Origin of the sequence: Xanthomarina sp. F1114, assembly GCF_026410255.1 — a bacterium.
GTDB lineage: Bacteria > Bacteroidota > Bacteroidia > Flavobacteriales > Flavobacteriaceae > Xanthomarina.
In genome coordinates, this window is the sequence record NZ_JAPMLL010000013.1 from 44,714 (window position 1) to 63,805 (window position 19,092).

Below are 19,092 nucleotides of genomic sequence, written 5' to 3' on the forward strand. Positions count from 1 at the left end.
ATGAGTCAATTTTCAGAACTAATAAATCAAGATAAACCAGTTTTAGTCGATTTTCATGCAGAGTGGTGTGGACCTTGTAAGATGATGTCTCCCATTTTAAAAGACGTTAAAGATAATTTGGGTGAGTCCGTTTCCATTATAAAAATTGATGTGGATAAAAACCAGGCTCTAGCAGCAAAGTATCAAGTTAGAGGTGTACCAACTTTAATACTGTTTAAACAAGGTAAACAGTTATGGAGACAATCTGGTGTGGTGCAAAAAGAAGATTTAATAAACTTAATAAATAATAATAATTAAGTACAGGAAATAGAATTACTAAGGTAATTCTTAAAGTAAACTGACAAATCTTTGTCAGTGATTTTTGGTTGGTTTGAAAAGGCACTTTTAGAAATAAAAGTGCCTTTTTGTTACTAATTTAAAAACTATGTTATATTTACTGACTAAAGTCATATTTAATATTACTTATATCAGATATTTTTACAATTAATTATAAACCATAAAACTCCTCGATTATGATTACTCAAAACTTTGCTTTATACAATTGGAATAATGGCGTTATTATGATTGCTATTTTCGCATTAGTATGTATCACCTTAGTTGCAATTCTTATCAACTTTATGATGAGTGGTAAAAAGGAAGAAGGTACAGAAGAGGAAGAACAATAGTTCTTCTATTGAGCATTGTTAGGTTTTGTTTCTTGTAAACTTTAACTACACGATTTAGTCTTTAATTTCCTTTTATACGCAACCAAAGATCGTTTAAGAGCTGTTTAGCATCTTCGCGATCTTTAACTGTTTCTGTAAAGGCAACTTCTCCTAGCTTATCGGTTTTTATTTCATATTGAAATGCGAAATTTTGGGCTTTAGGTTTTAAACTTAATAGACCAAACCGTAGATCGTTGAATAATAAAGTATCGTCTTTTTTAGAAATGGCATACCAGCCTTTAGAAATATGAATCATTCGCTTTACTTTCTCATTATTGACTAGCTCTCCCAACAACTCATGATTTTTTGGATATGCCTCAAAATGAATGGGTTTTTTATCGAAAAACGAATAATATCCAATTAGGTAATAGTCTTTTGTATCTACATTTGCCGACCATAATATGGTGTTTAATGGCGATGGTTTTGTTTCAAGCTGCGAATAATCTATACCTTGATTTTTTAGCGCTTTTTCAAATTGATTATAAGCCAAACCTTTTAATCCGAAGGTTAATAACAGATAAGTACTACTAATTATAAGTCCCATATTATTATAAAACCTTCTTTTTGGAGCCTCGCGTTTTTGACATGCAGCTAATATTAAAAAGGTTAGAAAAGGTAAGGTATAGAGCGGGTCTATAACAAATATCGTTTTAAAGGCAATGGGGTAATCTATTGGCCAGAAAAGTTGAGTTCCCCAAGTGGTGTGTGCATCTAAAATAGGATGTGTTATAAATGCCCAGAAAAACAACCAAGACCAACCCTTAACATTTTTGTAGGCTTCGTATCTGGAAACCAGCCACCCAAAAATGGGTGCAAATAAAACAGAAAAGAAAATAGAATGTGTAAATCCTCTATGTATTTCAAGTGCAGTTACAGTGTCAGTAAAATAAGAAGAAAAAATATCTAAATCTGGTATAGTTCCTGCAATAGCGCCATAAAACATGGCTCTATTACCAACTTTCTTTCCAAGAACAGCTTCTCCAACGGCAGCACCTAAAACAATTTGAGTTAACGAATCCATTTAAAATAAAAAATATGCTTTCTAGTTTGGTGCAAACTAAGGTATTTATTAAGAACTTTAAAAGCGAATACGTATAATTATCCTTCGGTTTTAATTTTTATTCTGAATGTGTTTTTAGTAAACTGATAGTCCCTGATATTATAGTTATTTAATCAGCTTGTGTAACCTAGGTTGCTGTACAACTTGTAGGTATGGCTTAGTTTTATAGATAATTATAAATCAAATAAAACGAATAAAAAATGGAAGCAACACAATTGGAAGAAACTCAGATTCAAGAAAGTTTTTCAATGCCTAAAATTGGGGATAAAGCACCGGAATTTACAGCTATAACAACACAAGGAGAGATTAATTTCCCATCGGATTATAAAGGAGAATGGTCTATTTTATTTAGTCATCCAGCAGATTTTACACCTGTTTGCACTTCGGAATTTATGACTTTTGCTCATTTAGAAGAAAAATTTAAAAAAGCAAATTGCAACTTAATAGGGTTGTCTATTGATGGTTTGTATAGTCATATTGCATGGTTAAGAACTATTAAAGAGAAAATTAAGTTTAACGGTATGGAAAACATAGAAGTTAAATTCCCTTTAATTGAAGACATTTCTATGAATGTGGCCAAAAAATACGGAATGATTCAGCCAGGCGAAAGTAAAACACAAGCCGTTAGAGCCGTCTTTTTTGTTGATCCCGAGGGTATCGTGCGAGCACTTATTTATTATCCTTTAAGTTTAGGGCGTAATTTTGACGAGCTATATAGAGCATTAATTGCTATGCAAACTTCAGATAAATTTAATGTAGCTACTCCAGCAGATTGGAACCCGGGAGACGATGTTATTGTTTCTCCAGCAGGTTCTTGTGGTGTGGCTTCAGAACGGATGACTGCTGAAGAGTTGGAATGTGAAGATTGGTTTTTCTGCACGAAAAAACTTGATAAAGATTTAGTGCTAAATGACATACTAAAAAAATAACCTCTAGAAGCACATAGAAAGGAGCTCTTTTATTGAAATTCTTTTTTATGTGCTTTTGTTATACATGGGAGTTTTAATATCTTGAAAAACAAATCACTAAAAAATCAGTCATGCTTTTAGACGAAACCTTTTGGGAAAATAAATACAAAACAAATAGTACTGGGTGGGATTTAGGCCAGGTCTCCCCACCATTAAAAGCCTATATCGATCAATTAACAAATAAGGACTTAAAAATATTGGTTCCGGGAGGAGGAAACTCTTATGAAGCCGCTTATCTTTTTAACAATGGATTTAAGAATGCTTTTGTTGTCGACCTCTCGCAAGTGCCTTTGCAAAATTTACAAAAGAGAGTTCCAGATTTTCCTTCGGAACAATTAATTCACGGAAATTTTTTCGATTTAGAGATGACCTTCGATTTAATTCTAGAGCAAACATTCTTTTGTGCTATAAACCCAGAATTGAGACCAAAATATGTTTTAAAAATGACAAACTTACTTCATGAAAATGCTAAGTTGGCAGGTTTACTTTTCGATGCTAAATTAAACGATGATCGCCCACCTTTTGGAGGTTCTAAAGAAGAGTATCTCAGTTATTTTAAACCACATTTTAAAATCCGTACTATGTCTAATTCTTATAACTCTATTGACAGTAGAAAAGGACAAGAACTTTTTTTTATAGCCCAGAAAGAAAGCAGTTGAAATTATTTGTAATCAGCAGTTTGTATAGCGTATTTAATTACATAATTTAGAAATTAGATGGCATGTAATAATTGTTACAAATTAAAATATTAATATCTTTTACTTTTGAAAAACTAAAAATTAGAGATGGAAGACATGCTATTTTATGATAGAATGCAATTTGCATTTACTATCACATTCCACTATTTATTTCCACAGCTTACTATGGGACTTTCTTTAATGATTGTCTATTTTAAATGGAAATTCCTTAGAACTAAAATTGATACATACAACGATGCTGCCAAATTCTGGATGAAAATCTTTGCCTTAAATTTTGCTATGGGAGTTGTAACCGGAATACCCATGGAATTTCAGTTTGGAACCAATTGGGCCAAATTTTCAGAATTAACAGGGGGAATTATCGGTCAAACCTTAGCCATGGAAGGGATGTTTTCCTTTTTTCTGGAATCCTCTTTTTTAGGACTCTTTTTGTTTGGAGAGAAACTCCTGGGTCAAAAACTACATTTCCTAACCGGGTTTTTAGTTTTTTTAGGTTCCTGGGCAAGTGGTTATTTAATTATAGCCACCCATTCCTGGATGCAATATCCGGTAGGTTACGAAATTCTAGAAAACGGAAGATATGTTCTTACTAATTTTAGCGCCTTATTTTCTAACCCATGGTTGATGCCTGCGTTCTTGCACAATCAAATGGGATCTGTGGTTACATCATCATTTGTGGTTGCGGGTATAGGTGCTTTTTATCTGTTGAATGATAAACATAGTAATTTTGGTAAACTCTTTGTAAAAACAGGTGTTATTTTTGGTTTAATCTCAAGTGTGTTATTAGCTTTTCCTACAGGAGATTGGATGGCTAAAAATGTAGCAGAACATCAGCCTGTAACCTTTGCGGCTATGGAAGGGATTTTTGAAACAGAAGAGGGCGGAGCAGAAATTATTCTTATTGGTCAGCCGGATATGGAAAACAAAAAGCTAGATAATAAAATAGCTGTTCCAAACGTGCTTAGTTTTTTAACTTATCAACGTTGGGATGCGCAAGTTAAAGGTTTAAACGAGTTTGATGAAAGTGTGCATCCAACTAATGTTCCTGGCTTGTATTATGCATATCATATTATGGTTGGTTTAGGAACTATATTTATAGGACTTATGCTTCTTGCGAGCATTCAGTTATACCGTAAAAAGCTCTATACTACAAAATGGATTTTATGGATCTTACTTTTTATGTTGCCTTTTCCATATATAGCAAATACAACCGGTTGGTACACGGCCGAGTTAGGCAGACAGCCATGGTTGGTATATGATCTCTTACGAACGGCAGATGGTATCTCGCCAACCGTTTCTTCAGGAAACACCTTGTTTACATTACTTGGTTTTATAGGCTTATATCTGTTGTTGGGATTATTGTTTTTAATGCTAGCTGGAAAAATAATTAATAAAGGACCTGAAACTTCAAAACTCAACTAATTATGGAATTATTCTGGTATATTGTTTTAATGACTATGTTGACCATTTATGTTATTCTAGATGGTTACGATTTTGGAGCAGGTATTATTCATCTCTTTTTTGCAAAAACAGAAAAAGATAAAAAAGCCATTACAAATGCTATTGGTCCTTTCTGGGATGCCAATGAAGTTTGGTTAATTGCGGTAGGCGGTGTCCTTTTTTTCGCATTTCCAACCTTATATGCATCATCCTTTAGTGGGTTTTATTTGCCTTTAATGTTAATTTTATGGTTGCTTATTTTTAGAGCTATTGGTTTAGAATTGCGCGGACAAATTAAAAATAAGATGTGGGAAGCTATCTGGGACAAAGCCTTTGGAATTGCTAGTCTGTTATTGGCCTTGTTTTTTGGTGTTGCTTTAGGAAATGTTGTTAGAGGTGTTAATTTAGGTATGGTAACCGATGGCGTTTCTGCCCACGAAGCACATTATTTCTTTCTACCCCTATGGAACCCAAGCTTTAGTCCGACAGCTGAACATTTAGGAGTTATTGATTGGTTTACTTTATTGCTGGGCGTTGTTGGAGTAGTGGCTTTAGCTATTCATGGTGCCAATTGGATTATTTTTAAAACCCATTCAGATTTAAACCAAAAACTTAAAAAAGTAGTTTTCAACTTGAATATTATTTTAGTTGTACTTGTAATTATATCTCTATTGGTTTGGCATGTTATTGAACCAAAACCATTTCATAACTTCATGGAAAACCCATGGATGTGGATTTTTCCAATAATTGCATTTACAGGATTATTTGGTTTGTTTAAGGTAAAAACATTCAAAAAGGATGGTTTAGGATTCTTATTTTCATCTTTATTCCTTTTTGGAGGATTAACATCTACGGTCGCATCTATATTTCCGAAAGTATTACCATCTACAAATTCCGTAAATCCATCGTTAACCTTGTATAATGTTGCTGCTCATGAATATGGATTAACTGTAGGTGTGTATTGGTTTGTAATTGCTGCAATTCTAGTTGGAGTTTATATGTTTGTTCAATATCGTGTGTTTAGAGGAAAAATGGACGATGTAGGTTATGGAGATCATTAATAGGGCTGAAACATTTTTGTTATGACAGATACATTAATCGCCATTATAAGTATTTTTTCAGGTATTCTTGGCGCAAACCTTTTTGCTTTAGTATATAAAAAGTATTCTGTTGGTTTTACAGGAAATACCATTACAGGGATTTTTGGGAGTATTTTTTTAATTAAATCTTTTGGAAGACTTGGTTTTGGACCAAAAGCCATTATGCAATCTGGCCAAGTAAATTCGTTATTATTTACAGTTAATTTTATGGTGTCATTTCTTGGAGGCGTTTTAGGTCTTTGTTTTATAAAATGGCTAATTAATAAGATGAACGCAAAAAATTAGTCTTCTTCTATTTTATACTTATGTAACATAAGTTACTGTACAGCAGTTAAAAGGAGCCTATCTTTAATAAAAATAAAAGTCATGGCTAGAATTGTTGTTTTAGGTGCTGGTATCTCAGGTCACGTTGCTGCATCTCATTTAAGAAGAAAACTTTCAAAAGAACACGAAGTAGTCGTGGTGTCACCAAACAGTAATTACCAATGGATTCCTTCGAATATTTGGGTGGGAATTGGTAGAATGAAATCTAAGCAGATTCTCTTTCCGTTAGCTCCTTTATATAAAAAGAAAAATATTGGTTTCAAGCAGGCTAAAGCGATGACCTTTCATCCGGAAGGTGATCAAACTGAAAACAGACCTTATGTTTTAGTTGAGTATGTTGTGGGTGATAAAAAAGGCCAGCAAGAAAAAGTAACTTACGACTATTTGATAAATGGTACAGGACCCAAATTAAATTTTGAAGCAACTGAGGGATTAATTCCTGGACAAAACAAAGCCTATTCTGTTTGTACCTACACCCATGCAGAACATGCCTGGGAAAACTTGGAAGCGTTGATTAAAGAAATGAAGCAGGGTAAAAAGGCTAAGATTCTTATTGGAACGGGTCATGCTAAATCCACTTGTCAAGGGGCAGCTTTCGAGTATATATTAAATGTAGAACAAGAGTTGCGCAAACACAAAGTCCGTGATATGGCAGATATTACGTGGATTTCTAATGAATATCAACTAGGAGATTTTGGAATGGACGGCATGCTTTTAAGCTATAAAGGGATGACTATGAAGTCTCATGAAATGATAGAAATGGTTTTTGAAGACAGAGGGATTAAATGGATTCTTGGTTCGGCAGTTAATAAAATAGAAGACGGATTGGCTCATTACGAAAACTTAGACGGCGAATTTAAAACAGAAACTTACGATTTTGCCATGCTTATTCCGTCGTTTTCAGGTCATGGTTTTAAAGCATACGACAAAAACGATCAGGATATTACAGAAAAACTCTTTAAAGGTTTTATGATTGTCGATGCAGATTATACACCAAGACCTTACGAAGAGTGGTCGGTTCAGGATTGGCCAGAAACGTATCAGAATCCTTCATACAATAATATTTTTGCTCCAGGAATTGCTTTTGCACCTCCACATGCTATTTCTAAACCCAGAAAAAGTAAAAATGGAACAGATATTACTCCTGCACCACCTAGAACAGGAATGCCATCTGGGATTACAGCTAAAATTGTAGCCGATAATATTATAGATAGTATTAAAAACGGTAAAGAATCCTTAAGTCATAAAGGGTCTATGGGAAATATGGGAGCCGCTTGTATTGCTTCGGCAGGTTATGGGCTAACTTCGGGAAGCGGTGTAAGTATTACAACTTTTCCAATTGTTCCAGATTATAATAAGTATCCAAAAACTCAAGGCAGACAATTAGGTAAAACCTTTGGCGAAATTGGTTTGGCAGGACATTGGTTAAAACTAACCCTACATTACGCCTTTATTTATAAAGCAAAAATGAAACCTTTTTGGTGGTTGCTTCCTGAGTAGGTAGTAGGTAGTGGGTAGTGGGTAGTGGGTAGTGAAAATAACTTAAAAAGAAACAACATGACAGAACGTATTTCAAAATATCAACGCTTTAAGATGATGAATCCCATTATCCAGTTCTTCAAATACATATACTTGAGTATAAAAGTTTTAGTAATTGTAGCTGGAGGGCATGGCGGTACAAGAGAGGTAAACTGATAAAAATATTATCAGTGATTTTTGGTTGGTTGAAAGGCATTTTTAGTGGTAAGAATGCCTTTCTCTTTGGTAACCTATGTTACTTTCCAACCGTCTTTATAATCTTAAATTTGCATTAATAAACAATTTGATACATGAAAAAACAGATATATATATTCAGCATTGGGTTTTTACTGGCATCGTTTGCAGTTCAAGCGCAGCAAGTGTTGCCAATAACTAAAGCTGAAGTATTGACAAAAGTTTCAGAAGAAAACAGAGCTATTAAAATTTCTGAACAAGAATACCTGGAAGCTAAAGCAGACTATAAACAAACCAATGGGGTGTTTTTACCTAATATTACTGCGTCGCATACAGGGATGGCTACAACAAATCCCTTAATGGCTTTTGGTTCTAAACTAAATCAAGAGATATTAACAGCCTCAGATTTTAATCCAGATTTATTAAACAATCCTGGCCAGGTAGAAAATTTCGCCACCCGTTTTGAAATTCAGCAACCATTAATTAATATGGATGGTATTTATCAACGTAAGGCTGCAAAATCAAAAATGGAAGCTCAGGCTTTAAAAATTGAACGCACTTCAGACTACTATGCTTTTGAGGTAGAAAAGGCCTATATGCAATTACAATTGGCTTATAAAGGTGTTGATGTACTTGAAAAAGCTTTAGAGACTGCAAATGCAAATAAGAGATTGGCAGATAATAGTTTTAAGCAGGGATATCTGCAAAGAGCAGATGTATTATCGGTTGAGGTTCGTGTAAACGAAGTTAAAAATCAGTTACAGTCTGCTAAGAGTAATGTGGAAAATGCCTCCAATTATTTATCGTTTCTAATGAGTGAGTCTAGCGATGTTATTTATAAGCCATCAGATAGTTTACAAGTTGTAAGTTTTAACACTGTAAATTCGGAAATTATTTCTGAAGAACGTTCAGATATAAAAGCTATGAAGTTAGCTTCCAAAGCTTATGAAACTATGAACAAAGCAGATAATATGTCGTTTTTACCAAGACTAAATGCTTTTGGAAGTTATGAATTATACGACGATCAAATTTTTCAAGGAGATGCTAATGGCTATATTTTTGGAGCCCAATTAAGCTGGACCATTTTAGATGGAACCAAACGTTTTGGAAAAGCACAAAAAAGTAAAGCGGAGTTTGAAAAATCTAAATTACAATACGATCAGTATGTTTCTCAAAACCAATTAGAATTGAATAAAGCAAGACGTATGCTAACAGATGCAGAAAACAGGTTGAATTTAACGAAACTGGCTTTAGAGCAATCTGAAGAATCTTTTAGAATTAGAACCAACAGATATGAAGAAGGTTTAGAGAAAACAACCGATTTGTTATTATCTGAAACACAATATTCACAAAAACAATTGGAGTATTATCAAACTATTTTCGAATATAATTATGCGCAAGCGTATCTACAATTTTTGACTAAATAATAAGATATTCCAAAGGAAAGTACCCTGCAAGATTTTACTCCTGTAGGTATAAAAGCAAAGTAAAATTAAAACAATCAAGAGATTCCTTCTTTCGAAGGAATGTGTAAATACAGAATCAATGAAAAAATATACGTACATAGTAACAATAATAGCAGCATCACTTTTTATGGCAAGCTGTGGAGGTGAAGACAAAAAGGTAGCCGTAGATAATTCTCCTGCAATTAAGGTAGAAGTGAGCCAGATTGCCGAGGCAAACAAAAGTCCGTTTTTAGCTGTTAGTGGTACAATTCAATCTGTTAATAGTGCCGATTTAAGCACCAGAATGATGGGATATGTAACTAAAGTGCATGTAAATGTTGGCGATAAAGTAACTAAAGGACAATTATTAGTTGCTATTAACAACACCGATTTACAAGCCAAACGTGCTCAGGTAGATGCAGGAATAACAGAAGCTACTGCTGCTTTTAACAATGCACAAAAAGACTATAAACGTTTTGAAAGTTTGTTTGCAAGTAATTCTGCTTCACAAAAGGAGTTGGATGATATTACAGCCAATTTTGAAATGGCAAAAGCGCGTTTAGAGGCTGCCAAACAAATGAAAAACGAAGTGAATGCACAATTTGCATATTCTAATATTACAGCGCCATTTGCTGGAGTTGTTACCTCTAAAAATGTGAGAGAAGGAGATATGGCAAATCCGGGACAACCATTAATTTCAGTAGAGTCTCCGGGGAATTTTGAAGTTATGGCAATGGTTCCAGAAACTGAAATTTCTCAAATAAAGAATGGTATTGAAGTTACTGTTTTGGTTAAGTCGATCAATCAAACTTTAAAAGGAAAAGTGACAGAAGTAAGTAGTTCAGCAAAAAATACCGGAGGACAGTATTTGGTAAAAATAGCTTTGGATAAAACGGATGCTAACATTTTATCAGGCATGTTTGTAACGGTTCAATTTCCTATAGAGAAAAAATCAACTACCAATATTGTTTTAATCCCTACAGATGCTATTATAACTAATGGTCAGCTATCAGGTGTTTACACAGTTAGTCAGAGTAATACAGCTTTATTGCGTTGGTTGCGTTTAGGTAGAACCTATGGCAATCAGGTTGAGGTTTTATCTGGCTTATCGGCAGATGAAGCTTATATCGTCTCAGCCGAAGGAAAATTGTTTAACGGAGCAAAAATAAGTGTTCAGTAAAACAAAGTTGTTTTTAGTTTGAGATAATATCTCAAACAATAAAATAAGTATTAATTAAAAAAACCACCCATTAAAGTTCTATCATTTGGGACTAAGGGGCAAATATATGAAAGAAGGTATCGCAGGGAAAATCGCAAAAATCTTTATACAGTCTAAGCTTACAGTGCTTTTAATGATTGTATTTATGGTTGTTGGTGTGTACAGTTCATTTTTAATTCCACGAGAAGAAGAACCACAAATTGATGTGCCAATGGCAGATATTTTTGTTGGGTATCCAGGAGCAAGTCCTACAGAAGTGGAATCTCGTGTTATCAAACCTTTAGAGAAATTAATCTCTAATATTAAAGGAGTAGAGTATGTGTATTCTACTTCTATGAAGGAACAAGGTATGGTCATTGTTCAATTTTATGTAGGTGAAGATATTGAGCGTTCATTTGTAAAACTGTACAACGAAATCAATAAGCACATGGATCAAATGCCTCAAGGGGTTACGTTTCCATTAGTAAAAACACGTGCAATTGACGATGTACCCATGTTGGGGCTCACCTTGTGGAGTGAAAATTACGACGATTACCAATTGGGCCAAATGGCTGAAGAGTTAGAAAACGAAATTAAAAAAGTGAATGATGTGTCTATGACGCATAAAATTGGAGGCAGAGACCGCCAATTGCGTGTGGTTTTAGATAAAGATAAATTGGCTGCATCTAGTTTGGATTTCCTATCGGTTTCTGAAATGATTAAAGCTAATAACAGTCAGTTAAGCTCTGGAAGTTTTGATAAGAACGATACCGAATTCCTTGTAAACACTGGAAAGTTTTTAGAAACAGTTACAGATGTTGAGAATCTGGTAGTGGGTGTACATAAAAATCAGCCTATCTATTTAAAACAAGTAGCAACTATTCTTGATGGTCCGGAAGTTCCACAAAACTATGTAAGTTTAGGATTTGGAAAAGGAAGTGTAAAATCGGCTGATTATAAATCGGAGTATCCTGCTGTAACTATCTCTGTTGCAAAACGGAAAGGTGCCGATGCCATGAAAATTTCGGAAGTGATTATAGATAAAGTGGAACATTTACGTAGCTCTTTAATTCCAGACGATGTACATGTAGAAATAACCAGAAACTATGGCGAAACGGCATCGCAAAAAGTATCTGAGCTTTTATGGCATCTTATAGGTTCTATCTTTGCTGTAACACTTGTTGTTATGCTAGCCATGGGTTGGCGAGGTGGTTTGGTTGTGTTTTTATCCGTGCCAATTACTTTTGCCCTGACCTTGTTGAGCTATTATATGATGGATTATACGCTAAACCGAATTACTTTATTCGCATTGGTATTTGTAACAGGTATTGTAGTTGACGACTCCATTATTATTGCCGAAAATATGCATAGGCATTTTAAAATGAAACGCTTGCCTTTTAAACAGGCTGCTTTATATGCTATTAATGAAGTTGGAAACCCAACTATTTTAGCAACATTTACGGTTATTGCTTCAGTATTACCAATGGCTTTCGTGTCTGGTTTAATGGGACCTTATATGGCTCCAATGCCGATTGGTGCATCCATTGCAATGATTCTTTCTTTATTTGTAGCCTTAACTATAACACCATATTTAGGATATATTTTCTTAAGAGAAAAAGATAAAAAAGGTCAGCCAGAAAAAGTTGAAAAACCCTTAGAGGAGACGTTTATCTATCGTATTTACAATAAGTTTGAACGTCCATTAATGGAAAATAAAGCAAAACGCTGGGTATTTTTAGGAGCAACCTTTGCAATCCTGATGGGAACAATGGCATTGTTTTTTACCAATTCGGTTGCCGTAAAAATGCTGCCTTTCGATAATAAAAATGAATTTCAAGTTGTGATAGATATGCCGGAAGGCACCACCTTAGAGCGAACAGGGGTAGTAGCACAAGAAATTGCTCAATATTTAACTACGCGTCCAGAAGTGGTCAACTATCAGAACTATGTGGGGACTTCAGCACCTATTACTTTTAATGGATTGGTTCGTCATTACGATTTACGTGGAGGAAGCAATATGGCAGATATTCAAGTAAATTTAATAGGTAAGGGAGAGCGTTCTGCTCAAAGTCATGATATTGCTAAATTATTACGTCCGGATATTCAAAAGATTGCAGCCAAATACAATGCCAACGTAAAATTAGTTGAGGTGCCACCAGGACCTCCGGTATTATCGACCATTGTTGCAGAAGTGTATGGCCCAGATTATAATGAGCAGATTAAGATTGCAGATCAAATTCAAAACATTCTTAGGCATACAGACGATGTGGTGGATATTGATTGGATGGTTGAAGACGATCAAACAGAATATCAATTCGAAATTAATAAAGAGAAAGCCATGCTTTATGGTGTTGCGCCACAGCAAATTGCTTATACCATGAATATGGCCTTATCCAATAGAGCTATCACCACTTTATATGATGAAAATGCGAGTAATCAGGTAGGTTTGGTATTGGCTTTAGATGAAAAGGAAAAATCAACGCTTACAGATATTTCGCAGTTAAAAGTGAAATCTAAGCAAGGCAATATGGTACCAATTGCAGATCTGGTAACTATAAATGAAACAACAAGCGCAAAAAGTATTTATAGAAAAAACCAAAAACGTGTGGTTTATGTCTTGGCCGATATGGCTGGAGAATTAGAAAGTCCTGCCTATGCTATTTTGGGCATGGAGGAGAAATTAAAAGACATTCCTTTGCCACAAGGCTATGAATTGAATGAATTGTATTTAGGACAACCAGATTTTGAAGATAATTATACGGTAAAATGGGATGGCGAATGGCAAATTACTCTAGAAGTATTTAGAGACTTAGGTATTGCCTTTTTAGGTGCTATTATTCTAATCTACATCTTAATTGTGGGCTGGTTCCAAAACTTTAAAGCTCCAATTGTTATGATGGTGGCTATACCATTATCCTTAATAGGAATTATTTTAGGTCACTGGATCATGGGCGCCTTCTTTACAGCAACATCATTTATTGGTATGATTGCTTTGGCAGGAATTATGGTTCGAAACTCGGTGTTATTAATTGACTTTATAAATCTGCGTACAGCCGAAGGGGTGCCTCTTAAGCAAGCAGCTATTGAAGCCGGAGCTGTTAGAACAACCCCTATTTTATTAACAGCAGGAACGGTTGTTATTGGAGCTTTCGTGATTTTATTTGATCCAATTTTCCAGGGATTAGCTATTTCATTAATGGGTGGTACTATTGTTTCAACCGTATTAACCTTGTTGGTTGTACCATTAGTGTATTATATGATTGAAAAGAAGAATTATAAATAAAAGAGAAGCATATGAAATTAGTTATAGTTACCTCAGTCGAAGAATTTCAAAAAGATATTTTGAAACTTTTTAAAGATGCCGATATCCATAATTTTAGTAGTTCGGAAATTGATGGATACAAAAACGGATCTTCCTTATTAATGGCTACCAGCTGGTTTCCAAGTGTAAAAGGAGGAAATGAATCCAGCTTATTCTTCTCGTTTACAGAAGATGAAAAGATTGATACTTTATTCAGTTTAATAAAAGAGTTTAATTCAAATGTAGAAACCAATAACGCTGTAAGAGCAGTTGTGGTTCCAATTGAAAGACATGTATAAATTTAAAAATTAGAAAAAATGTTAAATACGTATTTTAGAGTTATAGTAGGTACCATGGTACTTTTAAGTGTTGTTTTAACTGTTTACGTAAATCCAAATTGGATGTGGTTTACAGTATTTATTGGAGTGAATTTAATCCAATCGGCCTTTACAAAATGGTGTTTATTGGAAACTATTCTCATAAAGTTGGGTATAAAAAAAGGTGAAGCTAGTTGTTCTGTTAAATAATTGAATCTATCTCTTTATTAAGTGTAACATTTTAATAGATTGAACGTCTTATATATGTACATCAATCATTAAAAATCACACCATCATGAGAAAAGATAATCAATTAATAGTCATTACACATCTAAGTCAGTTATTGACTTTTATTACAGGATTTGGAGGGCTTATTGTTCCTCTAATTTTATGGGCCACGCAAAAAGAGAAAGTGCTTGAAATGGACGAACAAGGAAAGCAAATTATAAACTTTCAGTTAAGTATGCTTATCTATGCTATTATTTGTATTCCAGCAATTTTGCTTTTAGGACTAGGCATTGTAGGCCTCATTGTTATAGGATTTATTTCTTTAATATATCCAATAATTAATGCTATTAAAGCCAACAATGGTGAATCTCCATCATACCCTTTATCTTTTAATTTTATTAGTTAAAAAAATATTTATACAGGAAATTAAAATGCTCACTGAAAAGTGAGCATTTTTGTTTTTATGTGTATAGACTTAAAGCAAGGTCTTATATAAATCCGGCTCTATAATTTATTCATTTTTATAAAGATATATTTATTATTTAAAGCGATAAAAGCGTGTGTTTCGAAGGCAGTACATGTAAAAATCTTTTCTTTAAAACCTTCGAACTCTAACAGTTTTCAATTGTATTTTATGTATTTTGAGTCTATGAAGTTAATTTTTTTGTTTTCTTTGTGACAAATATTTATACGCTAGAATGGTTATTTCGTTATTAATAGGAAGTTTTATTATTATGATAAGTGTGCTTGTTCAAGCGTATGGTAACATTCTATGGTTAAAAAAAATACTGGCTTCTAAAAATTTTCAATCCCCATATTCTATAACCCGACCTTTGCGTTTATTGAGTTATTCATTTATTTTTTTTTCAATAATTCATTTTATACAAACAGGTTTCTGGGCCGTAGCTTACATGCTTATTCCAGAAACAACCGGTGTTTTTTCCAGTGCTTCAGAAGCATGGTATTTTTCTATGGTTACTTTTACTTCTTTGGGTTATGGCGATTTGACTTTAACTGACGATTGGCGTTTACTCTCAGGCATTGAAGCTATTAACGGCATTATGTTAATTGGATGGTCTACAGCCATGATGTTTTCCTTAATTCAGCAAATTTATAAAAGTCAAAATCCAAATTAATGAAATCAAAAAAGGCTTCAGCAAAAAAAATCAGCATCCTAGTAATTGTTTTAACTTTTATTATCATGTTGTTTAATGTGCTTTCAAGTAGATTTACACCTTCCACCAATCAAACACGAGTTCATGGATTAAACTTGTCATTAGCTCCAATGGTTAGCGGTTATGTAACACGTGTTGATGTAGCCTTGCATTCTAAAGTCAAAGAAGGAGATACTTTATTTATTATAGATAGAAAGCCTTATGAGATTGCTGTAACTCAGGCTGAAATTAATTTGGAAAATGTAACACAAAATTTAACGGCAGGACTCTCGGGGTTAAAAGCTGCAACAGCACAGTTAAATAGTGCTCGTGTAAAATTAGATCGAGCTAAAAAGAATTGGGACCGTACTCAACGGGTTATGGCTCAAAATGAAGGAGCTTTATCTGAAGCTGATAGAGACCGATCTGAATCTTCTTATCTAACTGCTATTGAACATGTAGCTACTGCCAAAGCAAATCTTGAAGGACAAAAAACAGCTTTAGGACCAACAGATGCCAATAATCCTTTAGTAAAGGGAGCTTTAAATCAATTAGAAAAAGCCAATTGGGATTTAGAACACACCGTTATTACTGCGCCATCAGATGGAGTTATTGAAAGTTTTAATGTAGAAACAGGCTATTTTGCTTCGGCAGGACGTGCAATAGCCTCTTTGATTTCAAATAAAACAATTTGGATCCAAGCTAATTTTACTGAAAATAACCTAACCCATTTAAAAGTTAATGATGAGGCTGGAATTACTTTCGATATAGATGCAGGAGAGGTTTATAAAGCTAAAGTTACTAGCATTGCTTATGGTGTAAAAACACAAAATACGAATGCGGGCGACTTGCCAACTGTAAGAAGTCAGCAAGGCTGGCTACGTGAACAGCAAAGGTTTCCAGTTATTATAGCATTGGAAGATCAAGAAGTTTATAAAAAATTAAGACAAGGAAGTCAAGCTAACGTTGTGGTTTATACTGGAGATAGTTTTATTTTAAATAGCCTAGCAAAACTTAAAATTTGGTTTATTTCAAAAGCTTCTTATGTTAGATAAGGTAGAATCAAATATTAAACAGTCTCAACAAACAAGAGCTATAATTAGATGCTTACTGGGTGTTGTTTCAGCTTTGTTAATAGCGACTATTAACGATATCCTATTGCCACAAATCTCTGCCATATTTGCTTTAATGTTACTTGATAAGGGGAAAAATGCATTGGGAATTAAGAAATCTGTTGCAGCAATTTTAGGATTGTACTTTCTTGGTGTTTTTGGTTTGGTTTTAAGTGGTTTTGTACAGGATTACGCCATGGTAACTATATTGGTATTGGGGCTTGCAATTTTCTGGTCCTTTAGATTAGTTAACATTCCTGAACCCGTGCGATTATTATTTTTAATACTAACTCTATTATTGCCATTTTTAAGCTTAACAGCCGAACCTTTAGGAGATATTATATTATTAGATATGGTGTTAAACCTCGCCATTGCATTAGGTGTTACCCAATTGGCATATCTATTTTTTCCAGAAGTTAAAACTACGGAAAAGGCATCTAAAGAAAATAAGGAGGCAGACACAAAGTATAACTTAGATAAGATAGCATTAAATGGCTTGCTAGTCCTTATGCCTGCTGTTTTATATTTTTATTATTTTAGACCAAATGCCCTGGTTTTAACCTTTGTGTTTATTCTACTTTTAAGTTTTGACCCTATGATTTATAAGTCGAAAAAAGGGCTTGTTTTAATCCTAGCAAATCTGGTAGGAGGTGTTTTTGGTATTATTGCTTATAATTTATTGACTATAACGCCAACTTTCTTTTTTTATATATTTATTACGCTGGCTATTGGCTTATTTTTTACGTATCAAATATTTTCTGATAAAAAAACTGTACCAATTTATACAATAGCTTTTCGAACATTTTTCTTAGTTATGGGCGTTATTTCTAGTTCTAGTGATTCGGCTGGAGATACAATAGTAGAACGTTTAATAGGCATTGGTATGGCCGTAGTTTATGTAGTTTTAGCATATAAAGTTGTTACTTATTTTAATGATCCAAGAAGGTATGAGAATGAAATGGTATAACTTATTTTATGTATTCTTTTTACTGCTTATCATGTCGTTCTTTGGCTGTAAGGTTCAAAATGATTATGTAGCTCCAGAAACTGAAAACCCGACATCATTTTCAACACAAACTACAGATACTTTAAGTTTAGCAGATGCAGATTGGTGGACGTTTTTTAACGATCCTGTTCTTACAGATTTAATTTCAGAAGGATTAAACAGTAACTTATCTCTTCAAAATATTATTATTGGAATCAAGCAGTCTCAATTACAATTGGATATTGCTAAATCTCAAATGTACCCTGAAATAAACTATGGTTTATCTGCTGAAACTTCGAAAACCTCTTTAGTGCCTTCGTTTAAAAATTCGATAACGGCGGTTGGACAAGTATCTTATACTTTAGATGTTTGGGGACGGATAGCGAATCAAAACGAAGCAGCATTGCAAGCATATTTAGCTACTGAAATGGCTGTGTTTGAAGTTAAAGCAACCATGGTGTCTCAAATAGCAGAATTGTATTTTACACTTAGAGATATAGATAATAAAATCTATGTGTCTGAACAAATGGAAACTTCCATGGAAAAGTATAAAGGGATTATTGATGCGCGTTACGATGGTGGTTTTATTTCCAAAGTAGATGTCAATCAAATAAGTATTAGTTTAAAAGATGTACAAGTAACTATGCAAACCTTGTTTAGATTGAGAAAACAAGTGGAAAATGCCATTAGTACGGTTTTAGGAAGCTTGCCAAAAGATATTCCTAGAGGAAAGAAGTTAGAAGATCAAGTATTTTCTTCCGAATTACCAGTTGGGGTTCCAGCTGGATTATTAAGACGTCGTCCATCTATTCTAAAATCAGAGCTTCAGCTAAAAGCACAATTAGCAAAACTTGGAGCAACTGAAACGTTTAAATACCCAAACTTTCAGATAGATTTTAATTTAGGTGCTCAATTACTAGATCCTTCTGCTGTATTTGGAAATTTAATGGGAAATATGGTTGGGCCTATTTTTAATGGCAATAAAATTGATAATACCATTGCTATTGAAGAAGAGCAATATAATAGAATGGTGTTAGATTATAAACAAGCCTATTTAATAGCTTTTCAAGAAGTTGAAGATGCGCTTATAGCTATAGAAACCTATAAAGAGGAAGTTGTCATACGTTCGCACCAATTAGAATTAGCCGAAGAAGCTTATAACCTGGCTTGGGTGAGATACAATGAAGGAGCCACTTCTTTTTTAGAATTTTTAAATGTACAAACCACATTTTTTACGGTTCAATTAACAGCTTCGGAAAGTTATAAGTCGCAACTGCAATCGGTTGTAAAATTATACTTAGCTTTAGGAGGTGGATGGAGTCAAACAAACTAATCAAACTATAAT

General features: G+C 33.9%; 19 protein-coding genes. 18 read left to right on the forward strand and 1 reads right to left on the reverse strand.

Annotated features, from left to right (window positions below; genetic code table 11):
- Together trxA and OS188_RS11600 are read left to right on the forward strand one after the other, a co-directional pair.
- Positions 1–297 (forward strand): thioredoxin, encoded by a 297-nt coding sequence (gene trxA / locus OS188_RS11595; protein WP_267149006.1) that lies wholly within the window; start codon positions 1–3, stop codon positions 295–297.
- 215 nt (positions 298–512) lie between these two features.
- On the forward strand, positions 513–665 hold the full coding sequence (locus tag OS188_RS11600; RefSeq protein ID WP_267149007.1) for a hypothetical protein: 153 nt from the start codon (positions 513–515) through the stop codon (positions 663–665).
- Between the two features lie 61 nt (positions 666–726).
- Here OS188_RS11600 and OS188_RS11605 read toward each other — a convergent pair whose 3' ends face one another.
- The gene (locus OS188_RS11605) at positions 727–1,725 is read right to left on the reverse strand and encodes a metal-dependent hydrolase (RefSeq protein ID WP_267149008.1); all 999 of its coding nucleotides are present in this window, start codon (positions 1,723–1,725) and stop codon (positions 727–729) included.
- A gap of 239 nt (positions 1,726–1,964) precedes the next feature.
- On the opposite strand from OS188_RS11605, the gene OS188_RS11610 reads away from it, so the two are divergent.
- From OS188_RS11610 to OS188_RS11685, 16 genes are all read left to right on the forward strand, one after another.
- The gene (locus OS188_RS11610; protein ID WP_267149009.1) at positions 1,965–2,693 is read left to right on the forward strand and encodes a peroxiredoxin; all 729 of its coding nucleotides are present in this window, start codon (positions 1,965–1,967) and stop codon (positions 2,691–2,693) included.
- 110 nt (positions 2,694–2,803) lie between these two features.
- On the forward strand, positions 2,804–3,391 hold the full coding sequence (locus OS188_RS11615) for a class I SAM-dependent methyltransferase (RefSeq protein WP_267149010.1): 588 nt from the start codon (positions 2,804–2,806) through the stop codon (positions 3,389–3,391).
- A gap of 126 nt (positions 3,392–3,517) precedes the next feature.
- Entirely contained in the window at positions 3,518–4,852 is a 1,335-nt protein-coding gene (locus OS188_RS11620; protein ID WP_267149011.1) for a cytochrome ubiquinol oxidase subunit I, read from the forward strand.
- Positions 4,853–4,854: 2 nt separating this feature from the next.
- Positions 4,855–5,931, forward strand: a complete 1,077-nt coding sequence (gene cydB / locus OS188_RS11625) for a cytochrome d ubiquinol oxidase subunit II (RefSeq protein ID WP_267149012.1) — start codon at positions 4,855–4,857, stop codon at positions 5,929–5,931.
- Positions 5,932–5,952: 21 nt separating this feature from the next.
- Positions 5,953–6,255 carry a hypothetical protein gene (locus OS188_RS11630; RefSeq protein WP_267149013.1) on the forward strand — a complete coding sequence of 101 codons (303 nt, stop codon included), beginning with the start codon at positions 5,953–5,955 and terminating at the stop codon, positions 6,253–6,255.
- Between the two features lie 81 nt (positions 6,256–6,336).
- A complete protein-coding gene (locus OS188_RS11635; protein ID WP_267149014.1) occupies positions 6,337–7,794 on the forward strand; it encodes an NAD(P)/FAD-dependent oxidoreductase in 1,458 nt (485 codons plus the stop codon).
- Positions 7,795–8,123: 329 nt separating this feature from the next.
- Entirely contained in the window at positions 8,124–9,434 is a 1,311-nt protein-coding gene (locus OS188_RS11640) for a TolC family protein (RefSeq protein ID WP_267149015.1), read from the forward strand.
- A 118-nt stretch (positions 9,435–9,552) separates the two neighbouring features.
- Positions 9,553–10,632 carry an efflux RND transporter periplasmic adaptor subunit gene (locus OS188_RS11645; protein WP_267149016.1) on the forward strand — a complete coding sequence of 360 codons (1,080 nt, stop codon included), beginning with the start codon at positions 9,553–9,555 and terminating at the stop codon, positions 10,630–10,632.
- A 106-nt stretch (positions 10,633–10,738) separates the two neighbouring features.
- Positions 10,739–13,933, forward strand: a complete 3,195-nt coding sequence (locus tag OS188_RS11650) for an efflux RND transporter permease subunit (protein WP_267149017.1) — start codon at positions 10,739–10,741, stop codon at positions 13,931–13,933.
- Between the two features lie 11 nt (positions 13,934–13,944).
- Positions 13,945–14,250 (forward strand): hypothetical protein, encoded by a 306-nt coding sequence (locus OS188_RS11655; RefSeq protein WP_267149018.1) that lies wholly within the window; start codon positions 13,945–13,947, stop codon positions 14,248–14,250.
- An 18-nt stretch (positions 14,251–14,268) separates the two neighbouring features.
- The gene (locus tag OS188_RS11660; protein WP_267149019.1) at positions 14,269–14,478 is read left to right on the forward strand and encodes a YgaP family membrane protein; all 210 of its coding nucleotides are present in this window, start codon (positions 14,269–14,271) and stop codon (positions 14,476–14,478) included.
- A gap of 85 nt (positions 14,479–14,563) precedes the next feature.
- Positions 14,564–14,902 (forward strand): DUF4870 domain-containing protein, encoded by a 339-nt coding sequence (locus tag OS188_RS11665; protein ID WP_267149020.1) that lies wholly within the window; start codon positions 14,564–14,566, stop codon positions 14,900–14,902.
- 292 nt (positions 14,903–15,194) lie between these two features.
- Positions 15,195–15,632 (forward strand): potassium channel family protein, encoded by a 438-nt coding sequence (locus tag OS188_RS11670; protein WP_267149021.1) that lies wholly within the window; start codon positions 15,195–15,197, stop codon positions 15,630–15,632.
- The gene (locus tag OS188_RS11675) at positions 15,632–16,705 is read left to right on the forward strand and encodes an HlyD family secretion protein (RefSeq protein WP_267149022.1); all 1,074 of its coding nucleotides are present in this window, start codon (positions 15,632–15,634) and stop codon (positions 16,703–16,705) included. Before OS188_RS11670 ends, OS188_RS11675 begins: the two co-directional genes overlap by 1 nt.
- Positions 16,695–17,729 (forward strand): hypothetical protein, encoded by a 1,035-nt coding sequence (locus OS188_RS11680; RefSeq protein ID WP_267149023.1) that lies wholly within the window; start codon positions 16,695–16,697, stop codon positions 17,727–17,729. Before OS188_RS11675 ends, OS188_RS11680 begins: the two co-directional genes overlap by 11 nt.
- Complete coding sequence (locus OS188_RS11685) at positions 17,716–19,080, forward strand: efflux transporter outer membrane subunit (RefSeq protein WP_267149024.1); 1,365 nt, start codon at positions 17,716–17,718, stop codon at positions 19,078–19,080. Before OS188_RS11680 ends, OS188_RS11685 begins: the two co-directional genes overlap by 14 nt.
- Positions 19,081–19,092 lie beyond the last annotated feature (12 nt).